This window comes from uncultured Paracoccus sp. (genome assembly GCF_947496875.1).
Lineage (GTDB): Bacteria > Pseudomonadota > Alphaproteobacteria > Rhodobacterales > Rhodobacteraceae > Paracoccus.
In genome coordinates this window covers 236,080-259,292 of the sequence record NZ_CANMEH010000001.1, presented here as the reverse complement: position 1 = coordinate 259,292, position 23,213 = coordinate 236,080, and the positions used below count along the sequence as shown (strand labels likewise).

The following is a 23,213-nucleotide window of genomic DNA, read 5'->3' as shown; positions in this document are numbered from 1 at the left end:
ATGACACCCAGCGGCTTCAACACACCGCATCGGCTCAGGGAAACGCCCTCGCAGACCGCCGGCCCCTATGTCCACATCGGGCTGGCGCCGGGTGCGGCGGGCTTCGCCATTTTCCGCCGTGAACTGGGGTGGGACATCGCCGGACCGAACGCCCGCGGCGAACGCATCCGGGTCGAAGGGGTGGTGACCGACGGCACCGGAAGCCCGGTCAAGGACGTGCTGATCGAGATCTGGCAGGCGAACGCCGACGGGATCTACGCGCATCCCGAGGGCGGGGGCGAGGTCGAGGACGGCTTTCGCGGCTGGGGTCGGGTCATCACCGATTTCGAGACGGGCGAATGGGGGTTCGACACGATCAAGCCCGGCCCAGTGAGGGCGCGCCGCAAGATGACCTCGGGCGTGTCCGAGGCAGTGCGCGACACGCATCCCGACTGGCAGGGCCGGGCGGACGAATCGCACGCGCCAATGGCGCCGCATCTGAACCTGTGGATCGTTGCGCGGGGCATCAATATCGGCCTGAATACCCGCATGTATTTCGGCGACGAGGCCGAGGCGAACGCCGCCGATCCGGTGCTGAACCTGATCGAGTGGGAAAACCGCCGCGCCACCCTGATCGCCAGCCGCTCCCTGCGGGGGGATCTGCCGGTCTATCGATTCGACATCCGGTTGCAGGGCGACGGCGAAACCGTGTTCTTTGACATCTGAGGGGCAACCATGACCGACACCGGACAGCCCGTCGCGGGCAAGCCCTGCATCATCTGCGTGGCGATCACCGGCAGCGTGCCGACCAAGGCCGACAACCCCGCCGTGCCGATCACGATTGCCGAGCAGATCGAGTCCACGCAGGCGGCGTTCGAGGCAGGGGCCAGCATCGCCCATTGCCACGTGCGGGACGACGAAGGGCAGCCGACCAGCGATCCCGAGCGCTTCGCGCGGCTGAAGGAGGGCATCGAACGGCACTGCCCCGGCATGATCGTGCAACTGTCCACCGGCGGCCGGTCGGGCGCCGGCAAGGCGCGCGGCGGGATGCTGCCGCTGCGTCCGGACATGGCCTCGCTGTCGGTGGGGTCGAACAACTTTCCGACCCGCGTCTACGAGAACCCGCCCGATCTGGTGAACTGGCTGGCGGCGGAAATGCTGAGCTACGGCGTCAAGCCGGAGATCGAGGCGTTCGACCTGTCCCACATCCTGCAGGCCAAGATCATGGCCGACGACGGCCGCCTTGCCGGCACCCCCTACGTGCAGTTCGTCATGGGGGTCAGGAACGCCATGCCGGCCGACCGCGACGTGTTCGACTATTACATCCACACGGTCCGGCGGCTGTTCGGCGCCGACGCGCCCTGGTGCGCGGCCGGGATCGGGGCCAACCAGATCGTGCTGAACGACTGGGCGATTTCATCGGGGGGTCACGCCCGTACCGGTCTGGAGGACAACGTGCGCCTGGACCGCACCACGCTGGCGCCGTCGAACGCGGCGCTGGTGCAGCGCGCGGTCGAGCTGTGCGAGAGATACGACCGCCCCGTCGCCAGCCCTGCACAGGCCCGCTCGATCCTGGGACTGGCGGCGGCCTGACATGCGGGGAACCCCACCCTTGCTCGGCAAGCTCTACGGCGATGTCGCGATCGCGGCGTTGCTGGACGACCGGGCAATGCTCGGCGCGATGCTGCGGGTCGAGGCGGCCCTGGCGCGGGTCCAGGGCCGGATGGGGCTGATCCCAGCCGCCGCGGCAGAGGCGATCGCGCAGGCCGCGGCGGCGCTGCAGCCCGATCCCGCAGCGCTGGCCGATGATGTCGCCCGCGCCGGCATCGCCGCACAGCCACTGATCGCGGCGCTGCGGCAGGCGGCGGGCCCGCATGGGCAGCATGCCCATTTCGGGGCCACCTCGCAGGACATCACCGACACCGCGCTGGCGCTGCAACTGAAGGCGATCCTGCCCGTTCTGCGCGACCGGATCCGTGATCTGCGCGATGTGCTGCAGGATCAGGCGACGCACCACGCCGACCTGCCGGTTCCCGCTCGCACCCGGTTCCAGATCGCCGCCCCCACCACCCTCGGCGCCAGGCTGGCGATCTGGGCGGCACCGCTGTCGCGCCATCTCGACCGGCTGGATGACCTGACGCCGCGGCTGCTGACCGTGTCGCTGCACGGCGCGGCTGGAACCGGCGCCGCGCTGGGGTATCGCATGGCCGAGACGCGACAGGCCCTGGCGGCCGAGCTGGGGCTGTCGGCCCCCGACCTGCCCTGGCACGCCTGCCGGGACGGCATCGCCGAACTGGGCGGCTGGCTGTCGCTGGTCACAGGCAGCCTCGGCAAGATGGGGCTGGACCTGATCCTGCTGGGCCAGTCCGGGATTGGCGAGGTCCGTGCGGGGACCGGCGGCGGGTCCTCGACCATGCCGCAGAAATCGAACCCGGTCGCGGCCGAGGCCCTGGTCAGCCTGGCCCGGCTGAACGCCGGTGCGGTCGGCACCCTGCACCAGGCGCTGATCCACGCGCTGGAACGCGACGGATCCGCGCTCGGGATCGAATGGCTGACCCTGCCGGACATGCTGGACCGCACCGGCGCGGCCCTGCGGCTGGCCCGCGACCTGGCCGCGACGCTGGTGCCGAAACCCGACCGGATCGCTGCGAGCTTTGCCCAGGACCGCGGCGCGATGATGGCCGAGGCCGCGGGTTTCGCGCTGTCGCGCAGCATGCCCCGCGCTGCAGCGCTGGATATCGTGGGACAGGCGCTGCGGGAAATGGACGGCGACCGCGCCATGACCCTGGCCGGCGCGCTGTCGCGGCTAGTGCCGCAGACCGACTGGGCCGAAACCCTGCGGCCGCAGGCATATCTGGGCGAGGCCCCGCGCCACGCCCGGCAATCAGGTTCAACGGAGGAGATCCCATGAAGCATTTTCTGATCGCATCGGTGGCGGCGCTGTCGATGACGGGCGCGGCCAATGCCGCGGACGTCACCCTGCGCGTGCACCACTTCCTGTCCGCCGAGGCGCCGATGCACACCGAGGTGCTGGTGCCGTGGGAGCAGGCGGTGGAGGAGCAGTCGGGCGGGCGGATCGACGTGCAGCTGTTCCCGTCGATGCAGCTGGGCGGCAAGCCGCCGCAGCTGTTCGATCAGGCCCGTGACGGGATCGTGGACGTGGCCTGGACGCTGCTGGGCTACACCCCGGGCCGGTTCCCGATTGCCGAGGTCTACGAGCTGCCGTTCATGTCAGGCACGGCGCTGCAGACCACCATGGCGCTGCAGGAGTTCCAGGCAAAGTACCTTGGCGACGAGCTGGGCCAGGTCCATCCGCTGGTGCTGCACGCACCTGCCGGCTACAAGTTCCACATGACCGAAGGGCCCATCGAGACGATGGACGACCTGAAGGGCAAGAAGATCCGCGCACCGTCCCGAGCGATGACCGACGCGCTGAACGCGCTGGGGGCGACCGCGGTCGGCATGCCGGTGCCCGAGGTGGCGCAGGCCCTGACCACCGGCGTGATCGACGGGGCCCAGATCCCGTGGGAGGTCGTCGGCTCGCTGCGCGTCGAGGAGATCACCAACGCGCATTCCGAGATCGGGTCGGAGAATGGCGGCATGTCGACGGCTGTCATGGCGCTGGTGATGAACAAGGCCAAGTACGAAGGGCTGCCCGACGATCTGAAACAGGTCATCGACGACAATTCGGGCGACAACCTGGCGCGCCTGGCCGGCGAGGCGTTCGACCGGACCGAGGCGGAGGAACGGCAGAAGTACCTGGACGCGGGCGCGAAGATCAACGTGATCCCCGCAGACCAGCTGGACCCGTGGCGCGAGGCCACCCAGCCGGTCGTCGACGCGTGGGTCGAGGCGATGACCGAACAGGGCCTGGACGGCCAGGCCATGCTGGACGACGCGAAATCCATGCTGGAAACTTCGTCGCAGTAGGGCCGAAGCCAAGGGAGCAGGACGCAGGGCGACATGGCGCAGGCCGGATCCTTGACCGAACATGCCCACCCGGTCCCGGTGCCCGGCTGGCTGGTCGCCCTGTGCCGGTGGGTCGCCGTGGTGGGCGGCGCCGTGCTGGTCGCCATGATGCTGATGACGGTGTTCAGCGTGACCCGGCGCACCCTGCTGGGGGCGCCCATCCCCGGCGACTTCGAGCTGGTCGAGATCGGCTCGGCGATCACCGTCTTCTGCTTCCTGCCCTGGTGCCAGATTTCCTCGGGCAACGTGGTGGTTGATTTCTTCACGATGAAGGCCGGGGCGCGCACCAACCATCTGCTGGAGGCGCTGGGTGATCTGATCTACCTGCTGATCGCGCTGCTGCTGACCTGGCGGATGTTCCACGGCGCGATGGAGTTTCGCAGCTTTGGCGAGAATTCCATGGTGCTGCGCCTGCCCACCTGGTGGAGCTTCACGATCATCATGCCGGCGATGCTGCTGCTGATCGTCACGACTTTCTTCACCATGATCGGCCATCTGAGGGGCGCGCGGAGGTGACGGGGATCGCCGCGGGGCTGACCGGGTTCGGGGTGCTGCTGGCGTTGATGGCGGTGCGGATCCCGATCGGCGTGGCGATGCTGGCGACGGGCATCGTCGGCTATGGGCTGGTCAATGGCTGGATGCCGTTGCTCGCCTATCTGAAAACCTCGACCTACTACCAGTTCTCGACCTATTCGCTGTCGGTCATCCCGCTGTTCGTGCTGATGGGCGAGTTCGCCAGCCATGCGGGGATGAGCCGGGCGCTGTTCCGCGCCGCCGCGGCGTTTCTGGGGCACCGGCGCGGCGGGCTGGCCATGGCGTCGATCGGCGGTTGTGCCGCCTTTGGCGCCATCTGCGGATCGTCCCTGGCGACCGCCGCCACGATGGGGCAGGTCGCGCTGCCCGAGATGAAGCGCTACAACTATTCGGGGGCGCTGGCGACCGGATCGCTGGCCGCCGGCGGAACGCTGGGCATCCTAATCCCGCCCTCGGTCATCCTGGTCCTGTACGCGCTGATGACGGAACAGAGCATCGCCAAGATGTTCGTGGCCGCGATGGTGCCGGGGATTCTGGCCGCACTGGGCTACATGCTCGCCGTCGCGATCTTTGTCCGCTACGACCCCGCAGCCGGTCCCGCGGCGCCCCGGGCCGGCCGGTCCGAACGGCTGCTGGCGCTGCGCGAGACATGGTCGATCATCCTGATCTTCACGCTGGTGATCGTCGGCATGTACAGGGGCTGGTTCACCCCGACCGAGGGGGCGGCCGTCGGCGCGTTCGGGACGTTCGTCCTGGCGGTGCTGCATGGCGGAATGCGGCTGGAGGGGCTGATCGCGTGCCTGCAGGGCACCGCCCGCACCACCGCCATGATCTTCCTGATCATGCTGGGGGCCGAGATGTTCAACGCCTTCCTGTCCGCCACCCAGACGCCGATGCTGGCGTCGCAGGCGATCATCGAGGGGGGGTTGTCGCCGGTGATGGTGTTGCTGGCGATTCTGGGGCTGTATCTGGCGATGGGGTGCGTCATGGATTCGATGTCCATGCTGCTGCTGACCATCCCGATCTTCTATCCGATCGTCGCCGGGCTCGATTTCGGGATGAGCCGGGAAGACACGCTGATCTGGTTCGGGATCCTCGCCGTGGTGGTCGTCGAGGTCGGGCTGATCACCCCGCCGGTGGGGATGAATGTCTTTGTGATCAACGGCCTGGCCAAGGGCGTGCCGATGATCGAGAGCTTTCGCGGGGTGCTGCCGTTCCTGATCAGCGACATGATCCGGATCGCGCTGCTGATCGCGTTTCCGGCGATTACCCTGGCGCTGGTGGGCGGGTCCGGCTGACCCGGCGGCAGCCGCAGGCGCGCGGCCGGCGGCTGATCAGGATGGCACGGAAAAGGCGATGTTCATGCACAGTTCATGCAGTTTTCATGCATTGTTCCGCCCGATTTTCGGACCATCCGTCCGTTTTCAGGACGCTTCGGGCGGACCGAGGGTCAGTTCGACCGGCGCAAGCCCGTCGATCTCGCCCCGCAGCACCGCGCCGGGGTCGACCGCGCCCACCCCGGACGGCGTGCCGGTGAAGATCAGGTCGCCCGGCTGCAGGTGGTAATAGCGCGACAGGTCGGCGATCAGGTCGGGCACCGACCAGACCATGTCCGAGAGTTTCCCCTGCTGGCGCAGTTCCCCGTCCACCGTCAGCCGGATCGACTGGTCGGCGATCGCGCCGAACCGGTCCTTGCGGGTGATCGGGCCGATCACCGCCGAATTCTCGGCGTCCTTGGCCAAGTCCCAAGGGTGGCGCTTGTCCTTGGCCCGGGCCTGCAGGTCGCGGCGGGTCATGTCGAGCCCGCAGGCATAGCCCAGCACCGCGTCCATGGCCCGGTCGGGCGTGACCCGGAACGCGGCCCCGCCGAGGGCCACGACGAATTCCATCTCGTGGTGATAGTCCGAGGTTCCGGGCGGATAGGGGACGCTGCGTCCCGACGGCAGCACCGCGAGGGCCGATTTGGTAAAATAGAACGGCGCGGCGCGATCGACCTCGTTCCCCATCTCGGCCGCGTGCGCGGCATAGTTGCGCCCGACACAGAAGACGCGGCGGACGGGAAAGCTGCCCTGCGCGTCCTGCACGGCGATGCGCGGCCAGTCCGGCGCGGGAAAGAGGGTGTCGGTCATGTCATGCCTTTCCGATGATCCGGCGCCAGACAGACCACAGAGCGGCGGGGGCTGTCGAGGGCGGATCGGGACCGGCGGCAGACAACGCCGCGCGGTCCGGTGCGGGTCCGCGGCCGCCACCCCATCGGGCGGATGCCAACGGGACGGGTGGCATCGGGACGGGCGGCACCGGGACGGCATCGGGGCGGGCGGCATCCGGAGGGGCGCCCCGATCAGGCGGCCCCGGTCCGGGGCGGTCCGGGGCGGTCCGCTGCGGTCAGGCGGCCGGCGCCTTGACAATCAGCCGGTCGATCCGCATCGCGTCCATGTCGGCGATCTCGACGGTCCAGCCTTCATGGGTGAAGACCTCGCCGGTGCGGGGGATCCGGTTGATGATCGACAGCACCATCCCGGCCACCGTGTTGAAGTCGCCCTCGGGCACCGGAAAGCCGGTCTCGCCCGCGAACTCGTCGGCGCTTTCGCTGCCGGCAACCAGCCAGGATCCGTCGGCGCGCTGGACGATGTCGGGTTCGTCGCCGTCCGGGTCAACGAAGTCGCCGGTGATCGCCTCGAGCAGGTCCATCGCGGTGATGATGCCCTGGAAATGCCCGTATTCGTCATAGACCAGCACCATGCGCGACGGCGTGTTGCGCAGGATCTCGATCACCGACAGCGCGTCGGCCGCATCCAGCACGGTCGGCGCCTCGCGCAGCAGCGCCTTGAGGTCGGGCTCGGTCACCCCGATCAGGTCGCGCAGCGCAACCACGCCCAGCATCTCGTCGGCGCTGCCATCGGTCACCGGCAGGCGGGAAAACCGCGCCGCGCGGGCCTTTTCCAGGATCGTCTCGAAACTGTCGCTGACGTCGATCATCTCGACATCGCGGCGCGGGGTCATCATCGCGCGGGCGGTGCGGTCGGCCACCCGCATGACCCCGGCGATCATCCCCCGCTCGCCTTCCATCAGCACCCCGGCCTGGGTCGCCTCGGCGATGGTCATCCGCACCTCTTCGTCGGTGATCGACCGGTCGGACCTGGTGCCGATGCCCAGCAGCCGAAGCAGCAGCCGCCCGGTCGTATCCAGCACCCAGACCAGCGGCGCGGCGACCCGGGCCAGGGTCCGCATCCCGGGCGCGACCCGCGCGGCAATGGCTTCGGGATTGGACATGGCGATCTGCTTGGGGACCAGCTCGCCGACGATCACCGACAGGCCGGTGATGGCGGCGACCACCAGCCCGACGCCCAGCGTCTGGGCCACCGCATAGGGCACCCCCATGGCAGCCAGCATGGCGGCGGCGCGCACGCCGAGGGTGGCCCCCGACACGGCGCCGGTCATGACGCCCACCAGGGTGATGCCGATCTGCACGGCGGACAGGAACTTGCCCGGTTCGGCCATCAGGTCCAGCGCCACCCGGGCGCCCCTGTGGCCCCGTTCGGCCATCCCCTGCAGCCGGGCCGAGCGCGACGACACCACCGCCAGTTCGGACATGGCGAGCAGCCCGTTCATGACGGTCAGGACGAGGATCAGCAGGATTTCGAGGAGCATTGTCTAGATGGAGAACGAGGTCCCGCACCCGCACGAGGATCCGGCGTTGGGATTGTCGATCACGAAGCGGGCGCCGATCAGTTCCTCGGACCAGTCGATGGTCGCGCCGGCCAGGAACGGCAGCGACACGGGATCGATCAGGACCTTCTGCCCCTGCCCCTCGATCACCAGATCGTCGGCGGCGGGCTGGTCCATGCGGATGTCGTACTGGAACCCCGAACAGCCGCCGCCCTCGACCGCGACGCGCAGGGCCTGAGCCTCGGCCGCGTCGGCGTTGATCAGGGCCAGCCGGTCGAAGGCGCGCGGCGTGACCTTGGGGGGCAGGTTCATGGGGCGTTCCCGTTTCGATGACGCAGCCGCAAATATAGGCTTGGTGCCGGGCCGTCGCAAGGAAGCGTCAAGGTCCGGGAGACTGAATGACCGTTCCCTATGCCTCTGATCCGGCCGACAGCCGCGGCCGGCTGTTTCCCGAAAGCCTGTCGACGTTTCGCAGCCCGTGGCAGCGGGACCGCGACCGGATCATCCATTCCAGCGCCTTTCGCCGGCTGAAGCACAAGACCCAGGTGTTCGTCGAACAGGATGGCGACGATTACCGCGGCGATTATTTCCGGACCCGGCTGACCCACACGATCGAGGTGGCGCAGGTGGCGCGCACCATCGCCGGGGCGCTGGGGCTGAACACCGACCTGGCCGAGGCGGTGGCGCTGGCCCATGACCTGGGCCACCCGCCGTTCGGCCATACCGGCGAGGAGGCGCTGGCGGCGCTGATGGCGCCGTTCGGCGGGTTCGACCACAACGCCCAGGCGCTGCGGATCGTGACCCGGCTGGAACGGCATTACGCCAATTTCGACGGGCTGAACCTGACCTGGGAATCGCTGGAAGGGATCGCCAAGCATAATGGCCCGGTGGTCGGGAAGGGCGCGGCCGGCGAGGCGGTAGCCGATCCCCTGCCCTATGCGCTGGCCGAGGTGAATGCGGCCTGGGACCTGGAGCTGGACGGCAATGCCAGCCCCGAGGCGCAGGTGGCGGCGGTGGCGGACGACATCGCCTATAACCACCACGACCTGCATGACGGGCTGCGCGCCGGGCTGTTCACCGAGGCCGAGCTGGCCGGGCTGCCGGTGCTGGGCGATGCCTTTGCCGAAGTCGATCGGCTGTATCCGGGGCTGGGGCCGATGCGGCGCCGGCACGAGGCGCTGCGCCGTGTGTTCGGGCTGATGGTCGAGGACGTGATCGCCGTGGCGCGGCAGCGGATCGCCGCCCTGCAGCCCGGCAGCGCCGCCGACATCCGCGGCATGGACGGGCCGATCATCCGGTTTTCCAAGCCGCTGTTCCAGAACCTGCGGGCGATCAAGTCGTTCCTGTTCGTCCGCATGTACCGCGCCCCCAGCGTGATGGAGGAACGCGCCCGGGTGACCGCGATCCTGCAGCAGCTGTTCCCGCTGCTGATGGACGACCCAGGGCTGCTGCCCGCGGACTGGCAGGCCGAGGCGCTGGCGGCGCGCGACGACACCGCCCGGGCCCGGCTGGTGCTGGACTACGTCGCCGGGATGACCGACCGCTTCGCGATCAAGGAATACGAGCGGCTGGTCCGCTGAGGCGGAGCGTCTGTCGGGGTGAGCGGCGGGCGAGGCCCGCGAAAGTGAACCCGGTGCCCGGGCCGCGCGTTGGCGGTCGAACCAGACGCAGGGAGGTTGCGATGTTTACCAGAACCGGATCGGCACGGTGGCAGGGCGGAATCAAGGACGGCACCGGACATGTCTCGACGGAATCCGGGGTGCTGGACGCCCGCTACGGGTTCAGCAACCGGTTCGAGAACGAGAAGGGCACCAACCCCGAGGAGCTGATCGGCGCGGCCCACGCCGCCTGCTTCAGCATGGCGCTGTCCAAGGAGCTGGAGGAGGCCGGGGTCAGCGGCGGCAGCATCGAGACCTCGTCCGCGGTGACGATCGAACAGAAGGGCGGCGGGTTCACCATCACCAAGGCGCATCTGACCACCCGCGTGTCCGGGCAGGGCGATGACGACGCGATCCGCCAGGCGGCCGAGCGGGCCAAGACCGGCTGCCCGGTCAGCAAGCTGCTGAATGCCGAGGTGACGATGGACCTGACCGTCGGCTAGCGCCGGGCCGGTCAGGGGGCAGCAAGGGCGATCCGCGACGGGCGATTTCGCCCGTGCGGCGAGGGTGCGACGATGCGCCGCTGGGCCGGGACCGCCGGATCGGCGGTTTGCAGGCGCGTGCTCCCTTGTTAAGTGTGGGGATGCGACAACCTGCAGTTCCGCATCCTGACCCTGGAACGCGCCATGGACCTGACCCTCCTTACCGACCGGATCGGCGAGCCGCTGACGGCGGTGTCGCTCGGACTTTTCGTCGGCATCCTGTTCGGTGCCGCCGCACAGCGCTCGGCCTTCTGCCTGCGGGCGGCGACCGTCGAATTCTCGCGGGGACGGTTCGGGCCGCGGATGGCGGTGTGGCTGCTGACCTTCTCGTCGGCGGCGGTGTGGGTGCAGGGCGCCGCCCTGATGGGTTGGTTCAACCCCGCCGAGGCGCGGATGATGGCGGTTCCCGGCAGCTGGAGCGGCGCGATCATCGGCGGGCTGATCTTCGGCGCCGGGATGATCATGGCGCGCGGCTGCCCGGGCCGGTTGCTGGTCCTGGCGGCGACCGGCAACCTGCGGTCGATCCTGTCCGGACTGATCTTTGCGGTATTCGCGCAGATGGCGCTGCATGGCTGGCTGGCCCCGTTCCGGACCTGGCTGGCCACCCTGTGGACCACGCCCGGCGGGCGCAATGTCAACGTGATGACCGCCATCGGCCTGCCCCCCCATAGCGGGCTTTACCTCGGCCTGTTCACCGCGGCGCTGGCGCTGTACGTGGCGCGGCGCAACCGGATCGCGCCGTCCCGGCTGATCTTTGGCGCCGGCGTCGGGGTGATGGTCGCGGCCGGGTTCTTCCTGACCTACAGCATGTCGCAGATCTCGTTCGATCCGGTCAGCGTCACCTCGATCACCTTTACCGGGCCGTCGGCGAACACGCTGATGCTGTTCCTGGTCCCCGGCGAGGGATTCAGCTTCGACGTGGGGCTGGTGCCGGGCGTGTTCATCGGGTCGTTCATCGCCGCGGCGCTGGCGCGCGAGCTGCAGTTCCAGACATTCGAGAACACCACCAACACGCGCCGTGCGATGCTGGGCGCCTGCATGATGGGCTTCGGCGGCATGCTGGCGGGCGGCTGTTCCATCGGCAACGGGGTCAGCGGCAGCTCGCTGTTCGCCGGAACCGCCTGGGTTGCCCTGACCGCGATGTGGGTCGGCGGCATTGCCACAGACTGGCTGCTGGATCGCGGAGCGGCCCCCGCCTCCTGATCCGGCGTCCTGATCCGGTCGGGACCGGGAAGACCAGCCGCGCGTGAATCGTCTGCGCGGGAAGGCGGAAGCGGTCGAGGCCGCTTCCTGCCCGTCTTTTCGAGGGCCGCCTACTCGAATTCCATTTCCGAGAACACGACGCCGGCGTTCTTGGTCGCCAGTTCCTCGAACGTGTCCAGATCCTCCCACGCGGACTGGTCGACGTAGTAGGCGCTGGCCAGATCGCCGCCGTTCTCGAGATGCTCGGCGATCTTGGCGCGCAGATCCTCCAGATACTCGACGGTGCCGTGCCGGACCGTCGCCATGTCGGTGGGCTGGCCGTGGCCGGGGATGACCTTTTCGGCGCCCAGTTCTGCCAGCGGCCCCTCGAAGGTCTCGATCCAGCAGCTGGTGCAGGTGCCCTCGAAGATCGGCGGCATGCGCTCGCTGAACGCGATGTCGCCGGCGATCAGGACCTTCTGGTCGGGCAGCCAGACCTGCGTGTCGCCCGGCGAATGGGCCGGGCCGAGATGCAGCACCTCGATCCGGGTGTCGCCCATCTCGATGTCCTTGCGGTCGCTGAACGTCTCGGTGGGCGGGACGATGCTGGTGCCCTCGGCATTCTCGCGCGCGTAGGATTTCAGCGACTCGAGCCCGCTCGGCCCCTCGTGCTGCAGGAAATCCTTGGCCGCGTCCTCATGGGCGAGGATCGGCACGTCCAGCGACGCCCAGTAGCTGTTGCCCAGCATCGAGTGGCCCTGGCCGTTCTCGTTGATGACCAGCTTGACGGGCTGGTCGGTGACCGCCTTGATCTCCTCGTGCAGCGCCTCGGCCAGTTTCCACGAGGCGCCGCCGTTGATCACCACGACGCCGTCGCCGGTCACGACGAAGGAGAGATTGTTGTTGTGCCCGGCGTTCTCGTAGGTGGGCGGCTGCGTCGCGCCGATGGCGCTGTAGACGCCCGGCGCGACCTCGACCGGTTTGTCGTAGAGCACCGAGTCCGGGTACTTGTCGGGGGTGTCGTCGGCGAAGGCGATGCCGGGCAGCAGGCCGGCCAGCAGGATCAGGGTGGTGCGCATCGTCAGCCCTCGGCGACGAACTTGTAGGCCTCGCCATCCGCTTCGACGCGGCCGATCCCGCCATCCGGCAGGTGATAGCCGATGATCGGCCATTTCTCCTCGGCCAGCCGGGCGAGCATCGCGGCACGGGTCTGGGCGGCGAGTTCGGGATCGGAGTCGGTGCCGGCGCCGATATCCGGCCGGGCAAAGCCCAGCAGCGTCGTGACGAAATCGCCGGTCACGAAGACGCCCTGCTCTGGCGTCCCGATCGCGAAGGACATGTGGCCCGGCGTGTGGCCGGGGGTCGCGACGGCGGTGACGCCGGGGATCACCTCGGCGCCGTCCTCGAACAGGGTGAGGCTGTCGCCCAGCACCTCGATCCGGCGCGAGGCACCGGCCGCGAAGGACTGCAGGTCCTCGCGGATCGTGTCGAGGATCTGCGGGTCGGACCAGTATTCGTGTTCGGCCCGGCCCATCTGCATGGCGGCATTCGCGAAGAGCGGCTCGTCGAACTCGTCCAGGACGCCCCACAGGTGGTCGGGATGGGCGTGGGTGAAGACGACGTCGGTGACGTCCTCGGGCGCGATGCCGACGGCGTCCAGCGCCTCGGTCAGCTTGCCGGCGGTGGGCATGAAGTCGGGGCCCGAGCCGACGTCGAACAGCACCACGCGGTCGCCCTGGCGCAGCAGGGTGACGTTCAGCGGGCTTTCCACCATCCCCTCGGTCGGCAGGTCGAATTGGGCGATCACCTCGTCGCGGGAGTCCTCGGGGATGCCTGCGGTGGTGAAATCTGCGGGCAGTTCCATCCAGCCGTCGGACACGCTGTCGATCCGCAGATCGCCCAGTACGAGCGTCGTCACGGCCCAGCCCCGGCGGGCGGTCAGCGGCAGCGCGGCCAGGGCCAGCGTGGCCGGGGCGGCGGCCAGCACGAAGCGGCGGGTGATCTTCATCCTCAACTCCTCCTGTCAGTCGGCCCATATGCAAAGGGCGCGGCCTTGCCGCGCCCTGCAGGGTAGTGTCCGATGCTAGTCCATCATCGGGGCGTCGTCACCCGCATCCGCGTCATCCGGAGACCCCGGTGTGACGTCGAGGATCGTGGCGCGCCGGGTGATCTCGACCGTCTCCTTGCAGTTTTCCATGCAAGCTTCCTTGGTGAACTCCGGCAGCTCGACGGTGTCGCGGTCGTCCTCGATGAAGCCGTCGACATTCGGCAGTTCGACCTCGGCGAAGGTCTCGCGATTCAGGACGAAGTCGTCGTCGACCAGGTCGTTCGAATAGAGGATGTAGGCGACCATGGCGTAGGTTTCGTCCGGCGTCAGGATCTGGGCCGACCCGAACGGCATCGAGCGATGCACGTAGTCCCAGGCGGTGGACAGGTACGGCCAGTACGAGCCGACCGTCTTGAGCGGGTCTTCCCGGTCCAGCGTGTCCATGCCGCCGGCGAGCTTGGGCCAGTTGTCGACGCCCTCGGCAAAGTCGCCGTGGCACGAGGCGCAGTAGTCGGCGAACAGCGTCTCGCCGGTTTCCACGTCGCCCGACCCCTCGGGCAGGCCCTGCCCGTCCGGCCGGACGTCGGTGTCCCACGCCGCAACCTCTTCGGGCAGCGCCTCGCGGCCGAGCTGGTGGACCATGCCGGCGCCGGGATAGGCCGAGGCGGTTCCGGTCTCGGCGGCCTCGCCATCCTCGGCGGCCGGCTCGGCATCGGCCTGGTCGGCACCGGGTTCTGCCACGGTCTCGGGCTCGGCCTCGACCGGGATCTCGCCCGCGCCTTCCTGCTGGACGGTGGTGTCGGACGCGGCCGAGGCACCCGGCGTGGGGGCGACGTCGGGGGCCGCGTCGACCGCCTCGGCCGGCTCGGCGGCAGCGGGGGCGTCAGGCGCGGGCTCGTCCCCCGCGGGGGTTTCGGCCAGATCCGACGCGACTTCGGGCGGGGCGACGGTGACGTCCGCCTGCGCGGCCTCGGCCGGGTCGACCGGGATCGCAGTATCCTGGGCAGCCGCCGGCGTCAGCATGGCGGCGGCCAGGGCGAAGCTCAGTGCGATCTCAGGAAATCTCGACATTTTCCGCCTCTCCGTTCGCCTTGACCAGCCAGGTCTGGATTGCGTTGTTGTGATAGATTGAGTTCAGACCCCGGAAGCCGCGCAGGGCGTCCTTGGTGGGCTGGACATAGCCGGTCTCGTCGATCGCGCGGGACTGGACCAGCATCTCGGATCCGTCCCAGTCATGTTCCAGGTAGAACCGGTGCAGCGACATCGGATTGGCGTTCGGCACCAGCCGCGCCTCCTTCCAGGTCTTGCCGCCGTCGACGGTGACGTCGACCCGCTTGATGCCGCCGCGGCCGGACCATGCCATGCCGGTGATGACCAGCGGCCCCTTGCCGTGGGTGATCGGCGCCTGCGGCGAGGGCGAGGTGACCACCGACTTGGCGTCCATCACCCAGGTCCACTTGCGCGACGTGCCGTCGGCCAGCGTATCGGTGTATTTCGACGTCTCTTCGCGGGTTTCCCACGGCTGGTCGCCAAGTTCGATGCGGCGCAGCCACTTGACCCACATGTTGCCTTCCCAGCCGGGAACCACCAGGCGGACGGGATAGCCATGTTCCTTGCGCAGCGCCTCGCCATTGGCCTTGAACGCCACCAGCACGTCGTCGAGCATCTTTTCCAGCGGGAAGCTGCGGGCGTTCGAGGAGGCGTCGGCGCCCTCGGCCAGCACCCAGGTGGCCTCGAGCTTGATCCCGGCCTCTTCCAGCAGCAGCCGCAGCGGCACGCCGGTGTATTCCATGTTGTGGATCATGCCGTGGGTGAACTGGGCGCCGTTCAGCTGCGCACCGGCCCATTCCATCCCCGAGTTCGCGGCGCATTCCAGGAAGGCGGTCACGTTCTGGCGGGGAAAGCGTTCCAGATCCTCGTAGGTGAAGACCAGCGGCTTCTCGACCATGCCGTTGATCATCAGCCGGTAATCGGCCTTGCTCAGCTCGATCGCGCCCGAGTGGTGGCGCTCGAACGCGCAGCCCTGCGGGGTGATGGTGCCGTCCAGCGCGTGGATCGGGGTGAAGTTGATCGAGGAGATCGTGTCGGCGGTCAGCCAGCTGACCGTGCGGCGGACCACGTGGTCCTCGAAATGGATCGGCAAGCCGTAGGGCGTCTCATCCACGCCGTCGCCGAACCCGCTGGCCCAGGGCTGGACCTCGGTGATCAGCGGATCGGGCTCGCCCTGGGCGCGGGCGGTCGCCGGGACCAGCGCGGTGGTCGCCAGGGCGCCCCCGGTCGCCAGCGTCGTGGTCAGGAAACGGCGCCGGCTGCCGTTCTTCAGCGCGTCCGGCGTGATCGGACTTTCGGTCCTGGCGGACCCTATAGGTCGGTCGGTCATGTCGGACCTCGTCGTTGCAGATGTCATTTCGCTGTCCGGGGCCATCGTCAGATCCCGGTCACGGTCACGGTCGTCCGCGGCTCGAGCTTGATCGTGCCCTTCTTGCGCACATAGCTTTCCACCACGTCCCAGATCTTGGGACCCTCGGTCCCCTCGTTCACGCTGGCCCAGCCGGCGACGGTATAGGATTTGGACGGATCGATCGCCTCGCCCGTCGCGGTCACCGTCAGGTCGGAGATCCGCTCGCCGATCGGCTTGGTGACGTCGATCGCATAGGAGATGCCGCCGACCCGCACCATGTCGCCGCCCTGCTGATAGTAGGGATCGGCGTTGAACAGGTTGTCGGCCACGTCCTCCATCACCGTCTTCAGCGTCTCGCCGGTCATCTCGTTGCGGTAGACCTTCCCGTAGGTCATCGAGGTGACGGTGTGGATGTCCTCGCGCCGGATGTCGTCGCCCGGCAGCAGCGACGTGCCCCAGCGCACCCCGGGGGACAGCGCGATCTGCGCGTCGCGTTCCTCCATGATCGCGTCGCAGATCAGGTCGTCCCAGGTCCCGTTGAAGTTGCCGCGCCGGTAGAGCAGCGACTCCGTCTTGCCGATGACCTCTTCCAGTTCCGCCTTGAACGGCTCGCGCTCCTTGTCGATCAGCGTGGCCATGTCGGCGTCGGGGGTGATCACGTCCGAGAAGATCGGGATCAGCTTGTGGCGGAAGCCCATCATCTTGCCGTCCCGCACGTCCAGGTCGATCCGGCTGACGAATTTCCCGTGCGATCCCGAGGCGATCATGATGGTTTCCCCGACCAGCACCGGCTCGGGCACCGCATCATGGGTATGCCCGGTCAGGATCACGTCGATGCCGGCGACCCGGCTCGCCATCTTGTAGTCGACGTCGAACCCGTTGTGCGACAGGCAGACGACCAGGTCGACGCCCTCGCTCTCGCGCAGCTCGTTGACGACCTCCTGCATCCGTTCCTCGCGGATCCCGAAGCTGTATTCGGGGAACAGCCATCGCGGGTTGGCGATCGGCATGTAGGGGAAGGCCTGACCGATCACCCCGATCCTGACCCCGCCCTTTTCGAAGACCTTGTAGGGTTCGAACGCCGGCTCGTCCCATTCCGCGTCGAAGATGTTGGCGCCCAGAAACGGGAACGGCAGGGATTCCACGATTTCCATCACCCGGTCGGTGCCAAAGGTCCATTCCCAGTGGCTGGTCATCCCCTCGACGCCCAGGGCGTTCATCACGTTGACCATGTCCTGGCCCTTGGTCTTCAGCGAGGTGAAGGAACCTTGCCAGGTGTCGCCACCGTCCAGCAGGATGCTGTCCGGACGCTCGGCGCGGATCGCCTTGACGACCGTGGCGACCCGGTCCAGCCCGCCCATCCGGCCATAGGTCCCGGCCAGGGCGACGAAATCCTCGTGCGTCAGGGCATAGGCGTCGGGCGACCCCGGGGCGATGTTGAACATCTGCAGGAAGTCGTTGCCGGTGACATGCGGCGGGCGCCCCTTGGCGTCGCCCACCCCCAGGTTCACCTCGGGCTCGCGGAAATAGACCGGCTTCAACTGGGCGTGGATGTCGGTGACATGGATCAGGGTGACATTCCCGAAGCTGTCGAATTCGAGGAGCTTGTCCTGGGTGAGCGCCTGCTGGGCGGCCAGACGGCCCCAGTTGCCATAGCCCGACAGCCCCCACAGGGCCGTGGTGGCCAGTGTTGCCTGCAGGAATTCACGTTTGCTTATCATTGCGTACACCTTTCAGGGCCGCGCCGGGGGACGCAGTCTACTTTTCAGGCGGACCCGGTGGGCCCGCCCTTGCTGATCCTGATGATGGTCCGGTCAGTGCCGGACGGAAACGCCCTCGATGGGCAGGCCTTCACCGCGCGAGGCGAGGTAAAGCTCCAGCGCCCGGAACTCTTCCGATCCGGCCTTGAAGGTCTCGGCGCGGGTGTCGCGGACGCAGCCAACGAAGCGCTGATGGATCGACACCACGTTGGAATCCTTCAGCCTGTAAACCGGAAAGCCGTTGATCTGGCCCTGGCTGAGGTGGTCGGCGCGGATCATGTTGCCGTAATTGTCCTCGTGGCAGTTCGCGCAGGACATTTCCAGCTGGCCGAAACGGGTGTAGTACATTTCCTTGCCCTTTTCCCACCAGGACTGGGCAGGACCGTCGATCGCCACATCCATCGGCAGGCCGCGCGACTGGACCGAGATTGCCGCGGTCATGTTCTTCATCGGCTGCGAGTTCCACGCCCATTCCTCGGCGCCCATGCGGTTCACGCGGCAGTCGTTGATGAAGTTCTCCATCGACCACAGGTCGTCGCCGGCCTCGTTCATCTTGGGCATCGAGGCGCGCACGCCCTTCATCGACTCGATGTCGTTGTGGCAGCTGGCGCAGGATTTCCCCTCGGTGCCCTCGACGGTGTCCCAGGCCTCGGCGCCGCTGTCGGCGAAGATCATGCCCTGGTTCTCGAAATCGTCGAGCTGCATGGCGCGGGTGTCGGCATCCCGGAACAGCCAGCCCGACATCACCTCGGGCAGGGCGTCCTTGACGTGGTCGGCCGGTTCGACCCGCGTGGGCAGGCTGAACTCGCCGCCATTCACCTCGATCGTCGGCTCGTCCACGGGATCGGCGATGGCACCGGGTGCCACGGTCCACGACAGGGTCGCGGCCACGGCGCCGGCGACGAGGTTGCGGTGCATCCGGCGCTTCCGAGCGCGTTCGATCATGGTCATTGCGGTTCCCCCCTGCCTTGTCTGGCTTTGTTGTTCAGCTTGATCGGCGGCGTGCCGGGCCGTCAACGGCGGCGGCCCGGCGCAATTCGTCAGGAAATCTCGATCTCGGCGGTCTCTTCGTAGACCGACCCGTCGTCGTCGTACCAGGTGAACTTGAACTCGCCCGCCTCGTCGACCTTGGCGTCGAATTCGATATAGGGGTTCGTCGAGATCGCCGGTTCCAGCTGCATGTCGATGACGTTCTTGCCGTTCAGTTCGACCGTGAAGCGGTTGATGATCGAACGGGGGACCAGATTGCCGTCCGGTCCCTTGCGCTGACCCGATTCCATCGGGTGGCTGATCAGCGACTTGATGGTGATCACCTCGCCGGCGGATGCCGATTTCGGCACCTTCACACGGGGTTTGACGTTTTCGGCCATGTGTTAACTCCTGAAAATCGTTGCAGATGCCAGAGACTGGCGCGATCAGCCGCCGCAGCCGCCGATCGTGACCTTCACGTTCGAGGTCGCCTGCTTGAAGCTGCCATCGTCCATCTTGGCGATCGCCGTGATGTCCTGAGTTTCGGCCAGGCGGATGCGGGTCGCGATCTTGCGCGAACCTGCGGCCTCGCCGAACTTGGTGATGGTGACACCGGGGGTCGGGTTGCCGGTCGCCAGCACCAGGATCTCGGACGCGCCCTCGGCATCGACCTCGATCGGAACGGTGTTGCCGTTCTCGGCGATCTCGGGCGCGGTCAGGGTGATCCCACCCTCGGTCACCTCGGCACCGCCGGTGAATTCCTCGATCCACTGCTCGACCGTCTTCGCCTCGGTCTGCGGGGCTGCTGCCGTGTTGACCGCGGCGTCCGCGGCAGGGGCGGCCGCATCGGTCGCCGCCTGGGCCAGCGCCGAGCCGGCGAAGGCCACGACCGCTGCACCACCGGCACCCAGTGCGATCGCCTTGCGTCTGTTCAATTCCATCATGTTCTCCTCAGATCTCGTCACCACGCGGGGCGTGGATCATCATTCTTTCAGGGTGACCAGGTAAGCGACGACGTCCTCGACCTGCTGGGCGGTCAGGATCGGCGGCAGGGGCTCTTCGGCCGCCTTTCCGGTATAACCGTCACCGGGTCGGATGAATCCCTCGCCCTTGTAGAAGCCGGGCATCATCGATCCCTCGAAGGTCTTCTTTGCGTCGGCAACGATACCACGCAACTGTGCCTCGGTATAGCGGCCGGCGACGCCATCCAGCATCGGGCCGATGTCGCCCTGGAACGGGACATCCGGCATCGCCGAGATCTGGTGGCATGCAACACAGTTGCCCAGCGCGTTGGTGGTCATCACCTCGGCGCCCGCCGCCGGGTCGCCGGGCTGGCCGGTCAGCGACTGGTCGATCGCACCCTCGTTCCAGGTGAGGTCCGACGGGGCCGGTGGGTCTGCGGCCAGGCCTGCACCAGCAGTCGCGGCAAGGATCATGGCTGCCAGCGTCAGCGGCATGGTGGCAGGTCGTTGCATGCGGTTTCCCTCCCTTATTCACGTCAAATATGCAAACATTCCGACGTGAAGCAACGCCTCACATGCGGAAATCCGGCACGACGGCGGTTTTTTTCCACCCCGCTTCGATCGTCCGGCATCCTTCAAACAGGGCGCAAACCCGGCCCGGTTGTCAACATGCCTCTGCGTGCGGTACCGCGCACGCCCCGATCAGAGCGTCACAGCTGACCAGTCACCCAGGTCCAGCATCGCCTGCGCGATCCGGTTGACCGAGCCTGTGACGATCAGGATCGCAAACAGGATCAGCATCACCCCCATCGCCTTTTCCACGTGGCCCAGCAGCGACCGGTGCCGGCCGACCCAACCGAGGAACGGCCGGGCGAAGAACGCCGCGAGGACGAATGGCAGGGTCATCGCCAGCCCGTAGACCAGCAGCAGCGTGCCGCCGTGCCAAGGGCTGCCGGACTGGCTGGCCATGTAGAGAATCGCGGCGAGCGCCGGGCCGGCGCAGGGGGTCCAGCCGAAGCCGAAGGCGAGCCCCATCAGATAGGCGCCCAGGATCGAGGTCGGCTCGGCCGTGCTGTCCAGCCGCGCCTCGCGGTACAGCAGCGGGATCCGCACGATCCCCAGGAAATGCAGGCCGAAGGTGAACAGGATCGCCGCGGCCACCCACGAGACCTGGGTCCGGTACTGCGCGAACAGCCCCCCCAGCGCGGTGGCCCCCAGCCCCATCAGGACGAAGATCGTCGTCACCCCCAGCGCGAAGGCGATCGCGCCCAGCACCAGCCGCCCCTGGGCGCCCGGCTGCAACCCGCCATCCGCGCGCAGTTCCTGCATCGAGACACCGGCCAGATAGCAAAGATAGAACGGCACCATCGGCAGGATGCAGGGCGACAGGAACGACAGCAGCCCCGCCAGGATGGCGCCGCCATAGGAAATCTCGAACATGGTCTGATCCCTGATCGACCCGTCTGAAACCGGCGGGTGGATTGACACGTTGGCGGATCGGCACCAGCGTTAGGCGGTACACATTCCGACCCGACCGCCCCAAGCTGCGTCACAGACACGCCATCGTCAATCGGGACTGCCCATGCCCCTCCGCCGTTTCCGTCCCCTGCTTGCATGTGCCGCCCTTCTGGGGCTCGGTGCCCCCGCCCTGGGCGCGGATCACCTGGAGTTGCTGATGTTCGAACAGGACGGCTGCAGCTATTGCGCCCGCTGGCTGGAGGAAGTGGGACCGATCTATCCCAAAACCAGCGAAGGGGCGGCCGCGCCGCTGAAGCGGACCGATCTGCGCGCGCCGCTGCCCGAGGGCACCACCCTGACCGGCGGACCGCCGACCTTCACGCCCACCTTCGTGCTGACCGACGAGGGCACCGAGGTGGGCAGGCTGGTCGGCTATGCCGGCGACGAGTTCTTCTGGGTGCTGCTGGACGAGCTGCTGGAAAAGGCCGGGTGGGATCCCGATGCCCCTGCCCCGTCCGCCGCGGCCGGGGCCTCGCCCGAAACAGCACCGGCCGAACCGGCCCCGTCGGCCAGTCCGGCAGCAGACTGATGCGACACGATGTCGCGACCATTACCCCTGAGCACGAAAGGACGACCATGACCTTCTCTCTGACCATCAGCCGACTGGCCCTGTGCACCCTGCTGGCAGTCGGCGCGACCTCTGCCGCGGCGCAGAGCACACCGGCGGCCAAGCCCGCCGACGCATCCGGGGCCGCGGACACTGCCGCCATGCCGGCGGCCGAAACGGGCGGTGCCGCTGCGGCCGACTCCGCAGCTTCCGGCGACGCCGCCGCCGCGGAAACCGACGCGGCCTCGGCGGATGCGGCGCCGGCGGACGGCAGCGTCGCGCCGGTGACGGACGGCGGAGATGCCGCCGCGGCGGCCTCGACAGACGGACCGGCCGCTGGCGGTGCGGGGGAAAACTCCTACCGCAAGGTGGTGGACGGCGCGTTCGATGATGTCGCCTTCTCGGTCGAACAGGCCATCACCAATGCCGGGCTGGTCATCGACAGCACCAGTCACGTCGGCGAGATGCTCTCGCGGACCAAGGGTGACATCGGCGGCGCGCAGGATCTCTATACCCAGGCCGACGTGTTCAGCTTCTGCTCGGCGATCGAGTCGCGCAAGGCGATGGAAGCCGACATCACCAACATCGAATTCTGCCCCTACACGGTCTTCGTCTACGAGACCGTCGCGGAGCCGGGCAAGATCACCATCGGCCACAACATCTATCCCGGCGAATCGATGGCCGGCGTGAACAGCATGCTGACCGCCCTGGTGGACACCGCGGCCGACTGATTCGCCCGCATCACACCCCGTGACCGACAAAGGCCCGGCCTGTGCCGGGCCTTTTCCGCATCCCCGCCTGCGCCAAGCTCAGTCGCCTTCGCCCGGCGCCTCGGAGAAATACTTGGACAGCTTGCCGGCCACCCCGTCCATCTCCTCTGCCGTGGGCAGCGGATCCTTCTTGCGGGTGATGACGGGCCATTGTTCCGAGTACTTGCGGTTGAACTCGACCCAGCTTTCCATCTCCGGCTCGGTGTCCGGGCGGATCGCGTCCGCAGGGCATTCCGGTTCGCAGACACCGCAGTCGATGCACTCGTCGGGGTGGATGACCAGCGTGTTCTCGCCCTCGTAGAAGCAGTCCACCGGGCACACTTCGACGCAATCCGTGTACTTGCACATGATGCAGTTGTCGGTGACGACATAGGTCATGAGGGCATCCCTTTTTCCCGGTCGCCCTGCACCTAGACCTTCGGGCTGGGCGGTTCAAGCGCCCCGCCCGGCGTCGGGGCCTCGGCCGTGAGGTCGTCGAACAGCAGCTGCGCCTCGGCCGCGGGGCCCCGGCGTTCGCCCGGGGCGCGCACCCGCAGCACCCGGACACCGCCCGGGACCGCTGCCGTGACCACGTCGCCCGGGCGCACCGACTGCCCCGGTTTCTGGCAGGGGCGGCCGTTCAGCCGCACCCCGCCCTTGCAGATCCGTTCGACCGCGAGGGTGCGGGTCTTGAACACGCGGGCGTGGTACAGCCAGCGATCCAGCCGGATGGCCTCGGCCCCGGCGTCGGGGGATGGGGTATCGCGGCTGCCCGTCACCTCACCGG

The 23,213-nt window shown here is 68.1% G+C and carries 25 protein-coding genes and 1 pseudogene; 11 read left to right on the top strand and 15 right to left on the bottom strand.

From position 1 onward, the window contains the following. The 6 genes from Q0938_RS01225 to Q0938_RS01200 are packed head-to-tail and all read left to right on the top strand — an operon-like array spanning window position 1 to window position 5,780. Window positions 1-705, top strand: a complete 705-nt coding sequence (locus Q0938_RS01225; RefSeq protein WP_299358295.1) for a protocatechuate 3,4-dioxygenase subunit alpha — start codon at window positions 1-3, stop codon at window positions 703-705. A 9-nt stretch (window positions 706-714) separates the two neighbouring features. Then, window positions 715-1,572, top strand: coding sequence for a 3-keto-5-aminohexanoate cleavage protein (locus tag Q0938_RS01220; protein ID WP_299358293.1), 858 nt, complete (start codon window positions 715-717; stop codon window positions 1,570-1,572). A gap of 1 nt (window position 1,573) precedes the next feature. Further along, window positions 1,574-2,890, top strand: coding sequence for a lyase family protein (locus Q0938_RS01215; RefSeq protein ID WP_299358291.1), 1,317 nt, complete (start codon window positions 1,574-1,576; stop codon window positions 2,888-2,890). Continuing rightward, on the top strand, window positions 2,887-3,909 hold the full coding sequence (locus tag Q0938_RS01210; protein ID WP_299358289.1) for a TRAP transporter substrate-binding protein: 1,023 nt from the start codon (window positions 2,887-2,889) through the stop codon (window positions 3,907-3,909). Before Q0938_RS01215 ends, Q0938_RS01210 begins: the two co-directional genes overlap by 4 nt. Before the next feature lie 51 nt (window positions 3,910-3,960). After that, on the top strand, window positions 3,961-4,464 hold the full coding sequence (locus Q0938_RS01205; protein WP_299358287.1) for a TRAP transporter small permease: 504 nt from the start codon (window positions 3,961-3,963) through the stop codon (window positions 4,462-4,464). Continuing rightward, window positions 4,461-5,780 carry a TRAP transporter large permease gene (locus Q0938_RS01200; protein WP_299358285.1) on the top strand — a complete coding sequence of 440 codons (1,320 nt, stop codon included), beginning with the start codon at window positions 4,461-4,463 and terminating at the stop codon, window positions 5,778-5,780. The genes Q0938_RS01205 and Q0938_RS01200 overlap by 4 nt, the downstream gene beginning before the upstream one ends. Before the next feature lie 126 nt (window positions 5,781-5,906). Here the strand turns inward: Q0938_RS01200 and Q0938_RS01195 are convergent, their stop codons facing one another. The 3 genes from Q0938_RS01195 to Q0938_RS01185 form a co-directional block, all read right to left on the bottom strand. Then, window positions 5,907-6,611, bottom strand: a complete 705-nt coding sequence (locus tag Q0938_RS01195) for a fumarylacetoacetate hydrolase family protein (protein ID WP_299358283.1) — start codon at window positions 6,609-6,611, stop codon at window positions 5,907-5,909. A 256-nt stretch (window positions 6,612-6,867) separates the two neighbouring features. Then, entirely contained in the window at window positions 6,868-8,133 is a 1,266-nt protein-coding gene (locus tag Q0938_RS01190) for a hemolysin family protein (protein WP_299358281.1), read from the bottom strand. Window positions 8,134-8,136: 3 nt separating this feature from the next. Next, entirely contained in the window at window positions 8,137-8,463 is a 327-nt protein-coding gene (locus Q0938_RS01185) for an iron-sulfur cluster assembly accessory protein (protein ID WP_299358279.1), read from the bottom strand. An 86-nt stretch (window positions 8,464-8,549) separates the two neighbouring features. On the opposite strand from Q0938_RS01185, the gene Q0938_RS01180 reads away from it, so the two are divergent. From Q0938_RS01180 to Q0938_RS01170, 3 genes are all read left to right on the top strand, one after another. Continuing rightward, complete coding sequence (locus Q0938_RS01180) at window positions 8,550-9,731, top strand: deoxyguanosinetriphosphate triphosphohydrolase (RefSeq protein ID WP_299358277.1); 1,182 nt, start codon at window positions 8,550-8,552, stop codon at window positions 9,729-9,731. 101 nt (window positions 9,732-9,832) lie between these two features. After that, the gene (locus Q0938_RS01175) at window positions 9,833-10,252 is read left to right on the top strand and encodes an OsmC family protein (RefSeq protein ID WP_299358275.1); all 420 of its coding nucleotides are present in this window, start codon (window positions 9,833-9,835) and stop codon (window positions 10,250-10,252) included. A 183-nt stretch (window positions 10,253-10,435) separates the two neighbouring features. Next, window positions 10,436-11,494: a YeeE/YedE family protein gene (locus Q0938_RS01170; protein WP_299358273.1), complete on the top strand. Its 1,059-nt coding sequence runs from the start codon at window positions 10,436-10,438 to the stop codon at window positions 11,492-11,494. A 110-nt stretch (window positions 11,495-11,604) separates the two neighbouring features. Here the strand turns inward: Q0938_RS01170 and Q0938_RS01165 are convergent, their stop codons facing one another. From Q0938_RS01165 to Q0938_RS01120, 10 genes and pseudogenes are all read right to left on the bottom strand, one after another. Then, complete coding sequence (locus Q0938_RS01165; RefSeq protein WP_299358271.1) at window positions 11,605-12,552, bottom strand: MBL fold metallo-hydrolase; 948 nt, start codon at window positions 12,550-12,552, stop codon at window positions 11,605-11,607. 2 nt (window positions 12,553-12,554) lie between these two features. Continuing rightward, entirely contained in the window at window positions 12,555-13,481 is a 927-nt protein-coding gene (locus Q0938_RS01160) for an MBL fold metallo-hydrolase (RefSeq protein WP_299358269.1), read from the bottom strand. A 102-nt stretch (window positions 13,482-13,583) separates the two neighbouring features. Then, a pseudogene (locus Q0938_RS01155) lies at window positions 13,584-14,162 on the bottom strand (cytochrome c); the annotation flags it as partial. Window positions 14,163-14,574: 412 nt separating this feature from the next. Next, window positions 14,575-15,900, bottom strand: coding sequence for a sulfite dehydrogenase (gene soxC / locus Q0938_RS01150; protein WP_299358267.1), 1,326 nt, complete (start codon window positions 15,898-15,900; stop codon window positions 14,575-14,577). Window positions 15,901-15,947: 47 nt separating this feature from the next. Beyond that, a complete protein-coding gene (gene soxB, locus Q0938_RS01145; protein WP_299358265.1) occupies window positions 15,948-17,642 on the bottom strand; it encodes a thiosulfohydrolase SoxB in 1,695 nt (564 codons plus the stop codon). Between the two features lie 93 nt (window positions 17,643-17,735). Then, the gene (soxA, locus tag Q0938_RS01140; RefSeq protein WP_299358702.1) at window positions 17,736-18,599 is read right to left on the bottom strand and encodes a sulfur oxidation c-type cytochrome SoxA; all 864 of its coding nucleotides are present in this window, start codon (window positions 18,597-18,599) and stop codon (window positions 17,736-17,738) included. Between the two features lie 122 nt (window positions 18,600-18,721). Next, window positions 18,722-19,051, bottom strand: coding sequence for a thiosulfate oxidation carrier complex protein SoxZ (soxZ, locus tag Q0938_RS01135; RefSeq protein ID WP_299358263.1), 330 nt, complete (start codon window positions 19,049-19,051; stop codon window positions 18,722-18,724). Window positions 19,052-19,096: 45 nt separating this feature from the next. Continuing rightward, window positions 19,097-19,591 (bottom strand): thiosulfate oxidation carrier protein SoxY, encoded by a 495-nt coding sequence (soxY, locus tag Q0938_RS01130; RefSeq protein ID WP_299358261.1) that lies wholly within the window; start codon window positions 19,589-19,591, stop codon window positions 19,097-19,099. Window positions 19,592-19,633: 42 nt separating this feature from the next. Next, window positions 19,634-20,125 (bottom strand): sulfur oxidation c-type cytochrome SoxX, encoded by a 492-nt coding sequence (gene soxX / locus Q0938_RS01125; protein ID WP_299358259.1) that lies wholly within the window; start codon window positions 20,123-20,125, stop codon window positions 19,634-19,636. 189 nt (window positions 20,126-20,314) lie between these two features. Further along, complete coding sequence (locus Q0938_RS01120; RefSeq protein ID WP_299358257.1) at window positions 20,315-21,052, bottom strand: cytochrome c biogenesis protein CcdA; 738 nt, start codon at window positions 21,050-21,052, stop codon at window positions 20,315-20,317. Window positions 21,053-21,194: 142 nt separating this feature from the next. Here Q0938_RS01120 and Q0938_RS01115 point away from each other — a divergent pair, with 142 nt between their 5' ends. Then, complete coding sequence (locus Q0938_RS01115) at window positions 21,195-21,659, top strand: hypothetical protein (RefSeq protein WP_299358255.1); 465 nt, start codon at window positions 21,195-21,197, stop codon at window positions 21,657-21,659. A 47-nt stretch (window positions 21,660-21,706) separates the two neighbouring features. Beyond that, entirely contained in the window at window positions 21,707-22,408 is a 702-nt protein-coding gene (locus tag Q0938_RS01110; protein ID WP_299358253.1) for a hypothetical protein, read from the top strand. A 78-nt stretch (window positions 22,409-22,486) separates the two neighbouring features. Here Q0938_RS01110 and fdxA read toward each other — a convergent pair whose 3' ends face one another. Continuing rightward, the gene (gene fdxA, locus Q0938_RS01105) at window positions 22,487-22,825 is read right to left on the bottom strand and encodes a ferredoxin FdxA (protein ID WP_299358251.1); all 339 of its coding nucleotides are present in this window, start codon (window positions 22,823-22,825) and stop codon (window positions 22,487-22,489) included. 32 nt (window positions 22,826-22,857) lie between these two features. Then, complete coding sequence (locus Q0938_RS01100; RefSeq protein WP_299358250.1) at window positions 22,858-23,205, bottom strand: RNA-binding S4 domain-containing protein; 348 nt, start codon at window positions 23,203-23,205, stop codon at window positions 22,858-22,860. Between the last annotated feature and the right edge of the window lie 8 nt (window positions 23,206-23,213).

Coding starts and splice junctions, on each gene's coding strand:
- Q0938_RS01225 (WP_299358295.1), top strand. CDS start 1: ATGACACCCAGCGGCTTCAACACACCGCATCGGCTCAGGGAAACGCCC.
- Q0938_RS01220 (WP_299358293.1), top strand. CDS start 715: ATGACCGACACCGGACAGCCCGTCGCGGGCAAGCCCTGCATCATCTGC.
- Q0938_RS01215 (WP_299358291.1), top strand. CDS start 1,574: ATGCGGGGAACCCCACCCTTGCTCGGCAAGCTCTACGGCGATGTCGCG.
- Q0938_RS01210 (WP_299358289.1), top strand. CDS start 2,887: ATGAAGCATTTTCTGATCGCATCGGTGGCGGCGCTGTCGATGACGGGC.
- Q0938_RS01195 (WP_299358283.1), bottom strand. CDS start 6,611: ATGACCGACACCCTCTTTCCCGCGCCGGACTGGCCGCGCATCGCCGTG.
- Q0938_RS01190 (WP_299358281.1), bottom strand. CDS start 8,133: ATGCTCCTCGAAATCCTGCTGATCCTCGTCCTGACCGTCATGAACGGG.
- Q0938_RS01185 (WP_299358279.1), bottom strand. CDS start 8,463: ATGAACCTGCCCCCCAAGGTCACGCCGCGCGCCTTCGACCGGCTGGCC.
- Q0938_RS01180 (WP_299358277.1), top strand. CDS start 8,550: ATGACCGTTCCCTATGCCTCTGATCCGGCCGACAGCCGCGGCCGGCTG.
- Q0938_RS01175 (WP_299358275.1), top strand. CDS start 9,833: ATGTTTACCAGAACCGGATCGGCACGGTGGCAGGGCGGAATCAAGGAC.
- Q0938_RS01170 (WP_299358273.1), top strand. CDS start 10,436: ATGGACCTGACCCTCCTTACCGACCGGATCGGCGAGCCGCTGACGGCG.
- Q0938_RS01165 (WP_299358271.1), bottom strand. CDS start 12,552: ATGCGCACCACCCTGATCCTGCTGGCCGGCCTGCTGCCCGGCATCGCC.
- Q0938_RS01160 (WP_299358269.1), bottom strand. CDS start 13,481: ATGAAGATCACCCGCCGCTTCGTGCTGGCCGCCGCCCCGGCCACGCTG.
- soxC (WP_299358267.1), bottom strand. CDS start 15,900: ATGACCGACCGACCTATAGGGTCCGCCAGGACCGAAAGTCCGATCACG.
- soxB (WP_299358265.1), bottom strand. CDS start 17,642: ATGATAAGCAAACGTGAATTCCTGCAGGCAACACTGGCCACCACGGCC.
- soxA (WP_299358702.1), bottom strand. CDS start 18,599: ATGCACCGCAACCTCGTCGCCGGCGCCGTGGCCGCGACCCTGTCGTGG.
- soxZ (WP_299358263.1), bottom strand. CDS start 19,051: ATGGCCGAAAACGTCAAACCCCGTGTGAAGGTGCCGAAATCGGCATCC.
- soxY (WP_299358261.1), bottom strand. CDS start 19,591: ATGGAATTGAACAGACGCAAGGCGATCGCACTGGGTGCCGGTGGTGCA.
- soxX (WP_299358259.1), bottom strand. CDS start 20,125: ATGCAACGACCTGCCACCATGCCGCTGACGCTGGCAGCCATGATCCTT.
- Q0938_RS01120 (WP_299358257.1), bottom strand. CDS start 21,052: ATGTTCGAGATTTCCTATGGCGGCGCCATCCTGGCGGGGCTGCTGTCG.
- Q0938_RS01115 (WP_299358255.1), top strand. CDS start 21,195: ATGCCCCTCCGCCGTTTCCGTCCCCTGCTTGCATGTGCCGCCCTTCTG.
- Q0938_RS01110 (WP_299358253.1), top strand. CDS start 21,707: ATGACCTTCTCTCTGACCATCAGCCGACTGGCCCTGTGCACCCTGCTG.
- fdxA (WP_299358251.1), bottom strand. CDS start 22,825: ATGACCTATGTCGTCACCGACAACTGCATCATGTGCAAGTACACGGAT.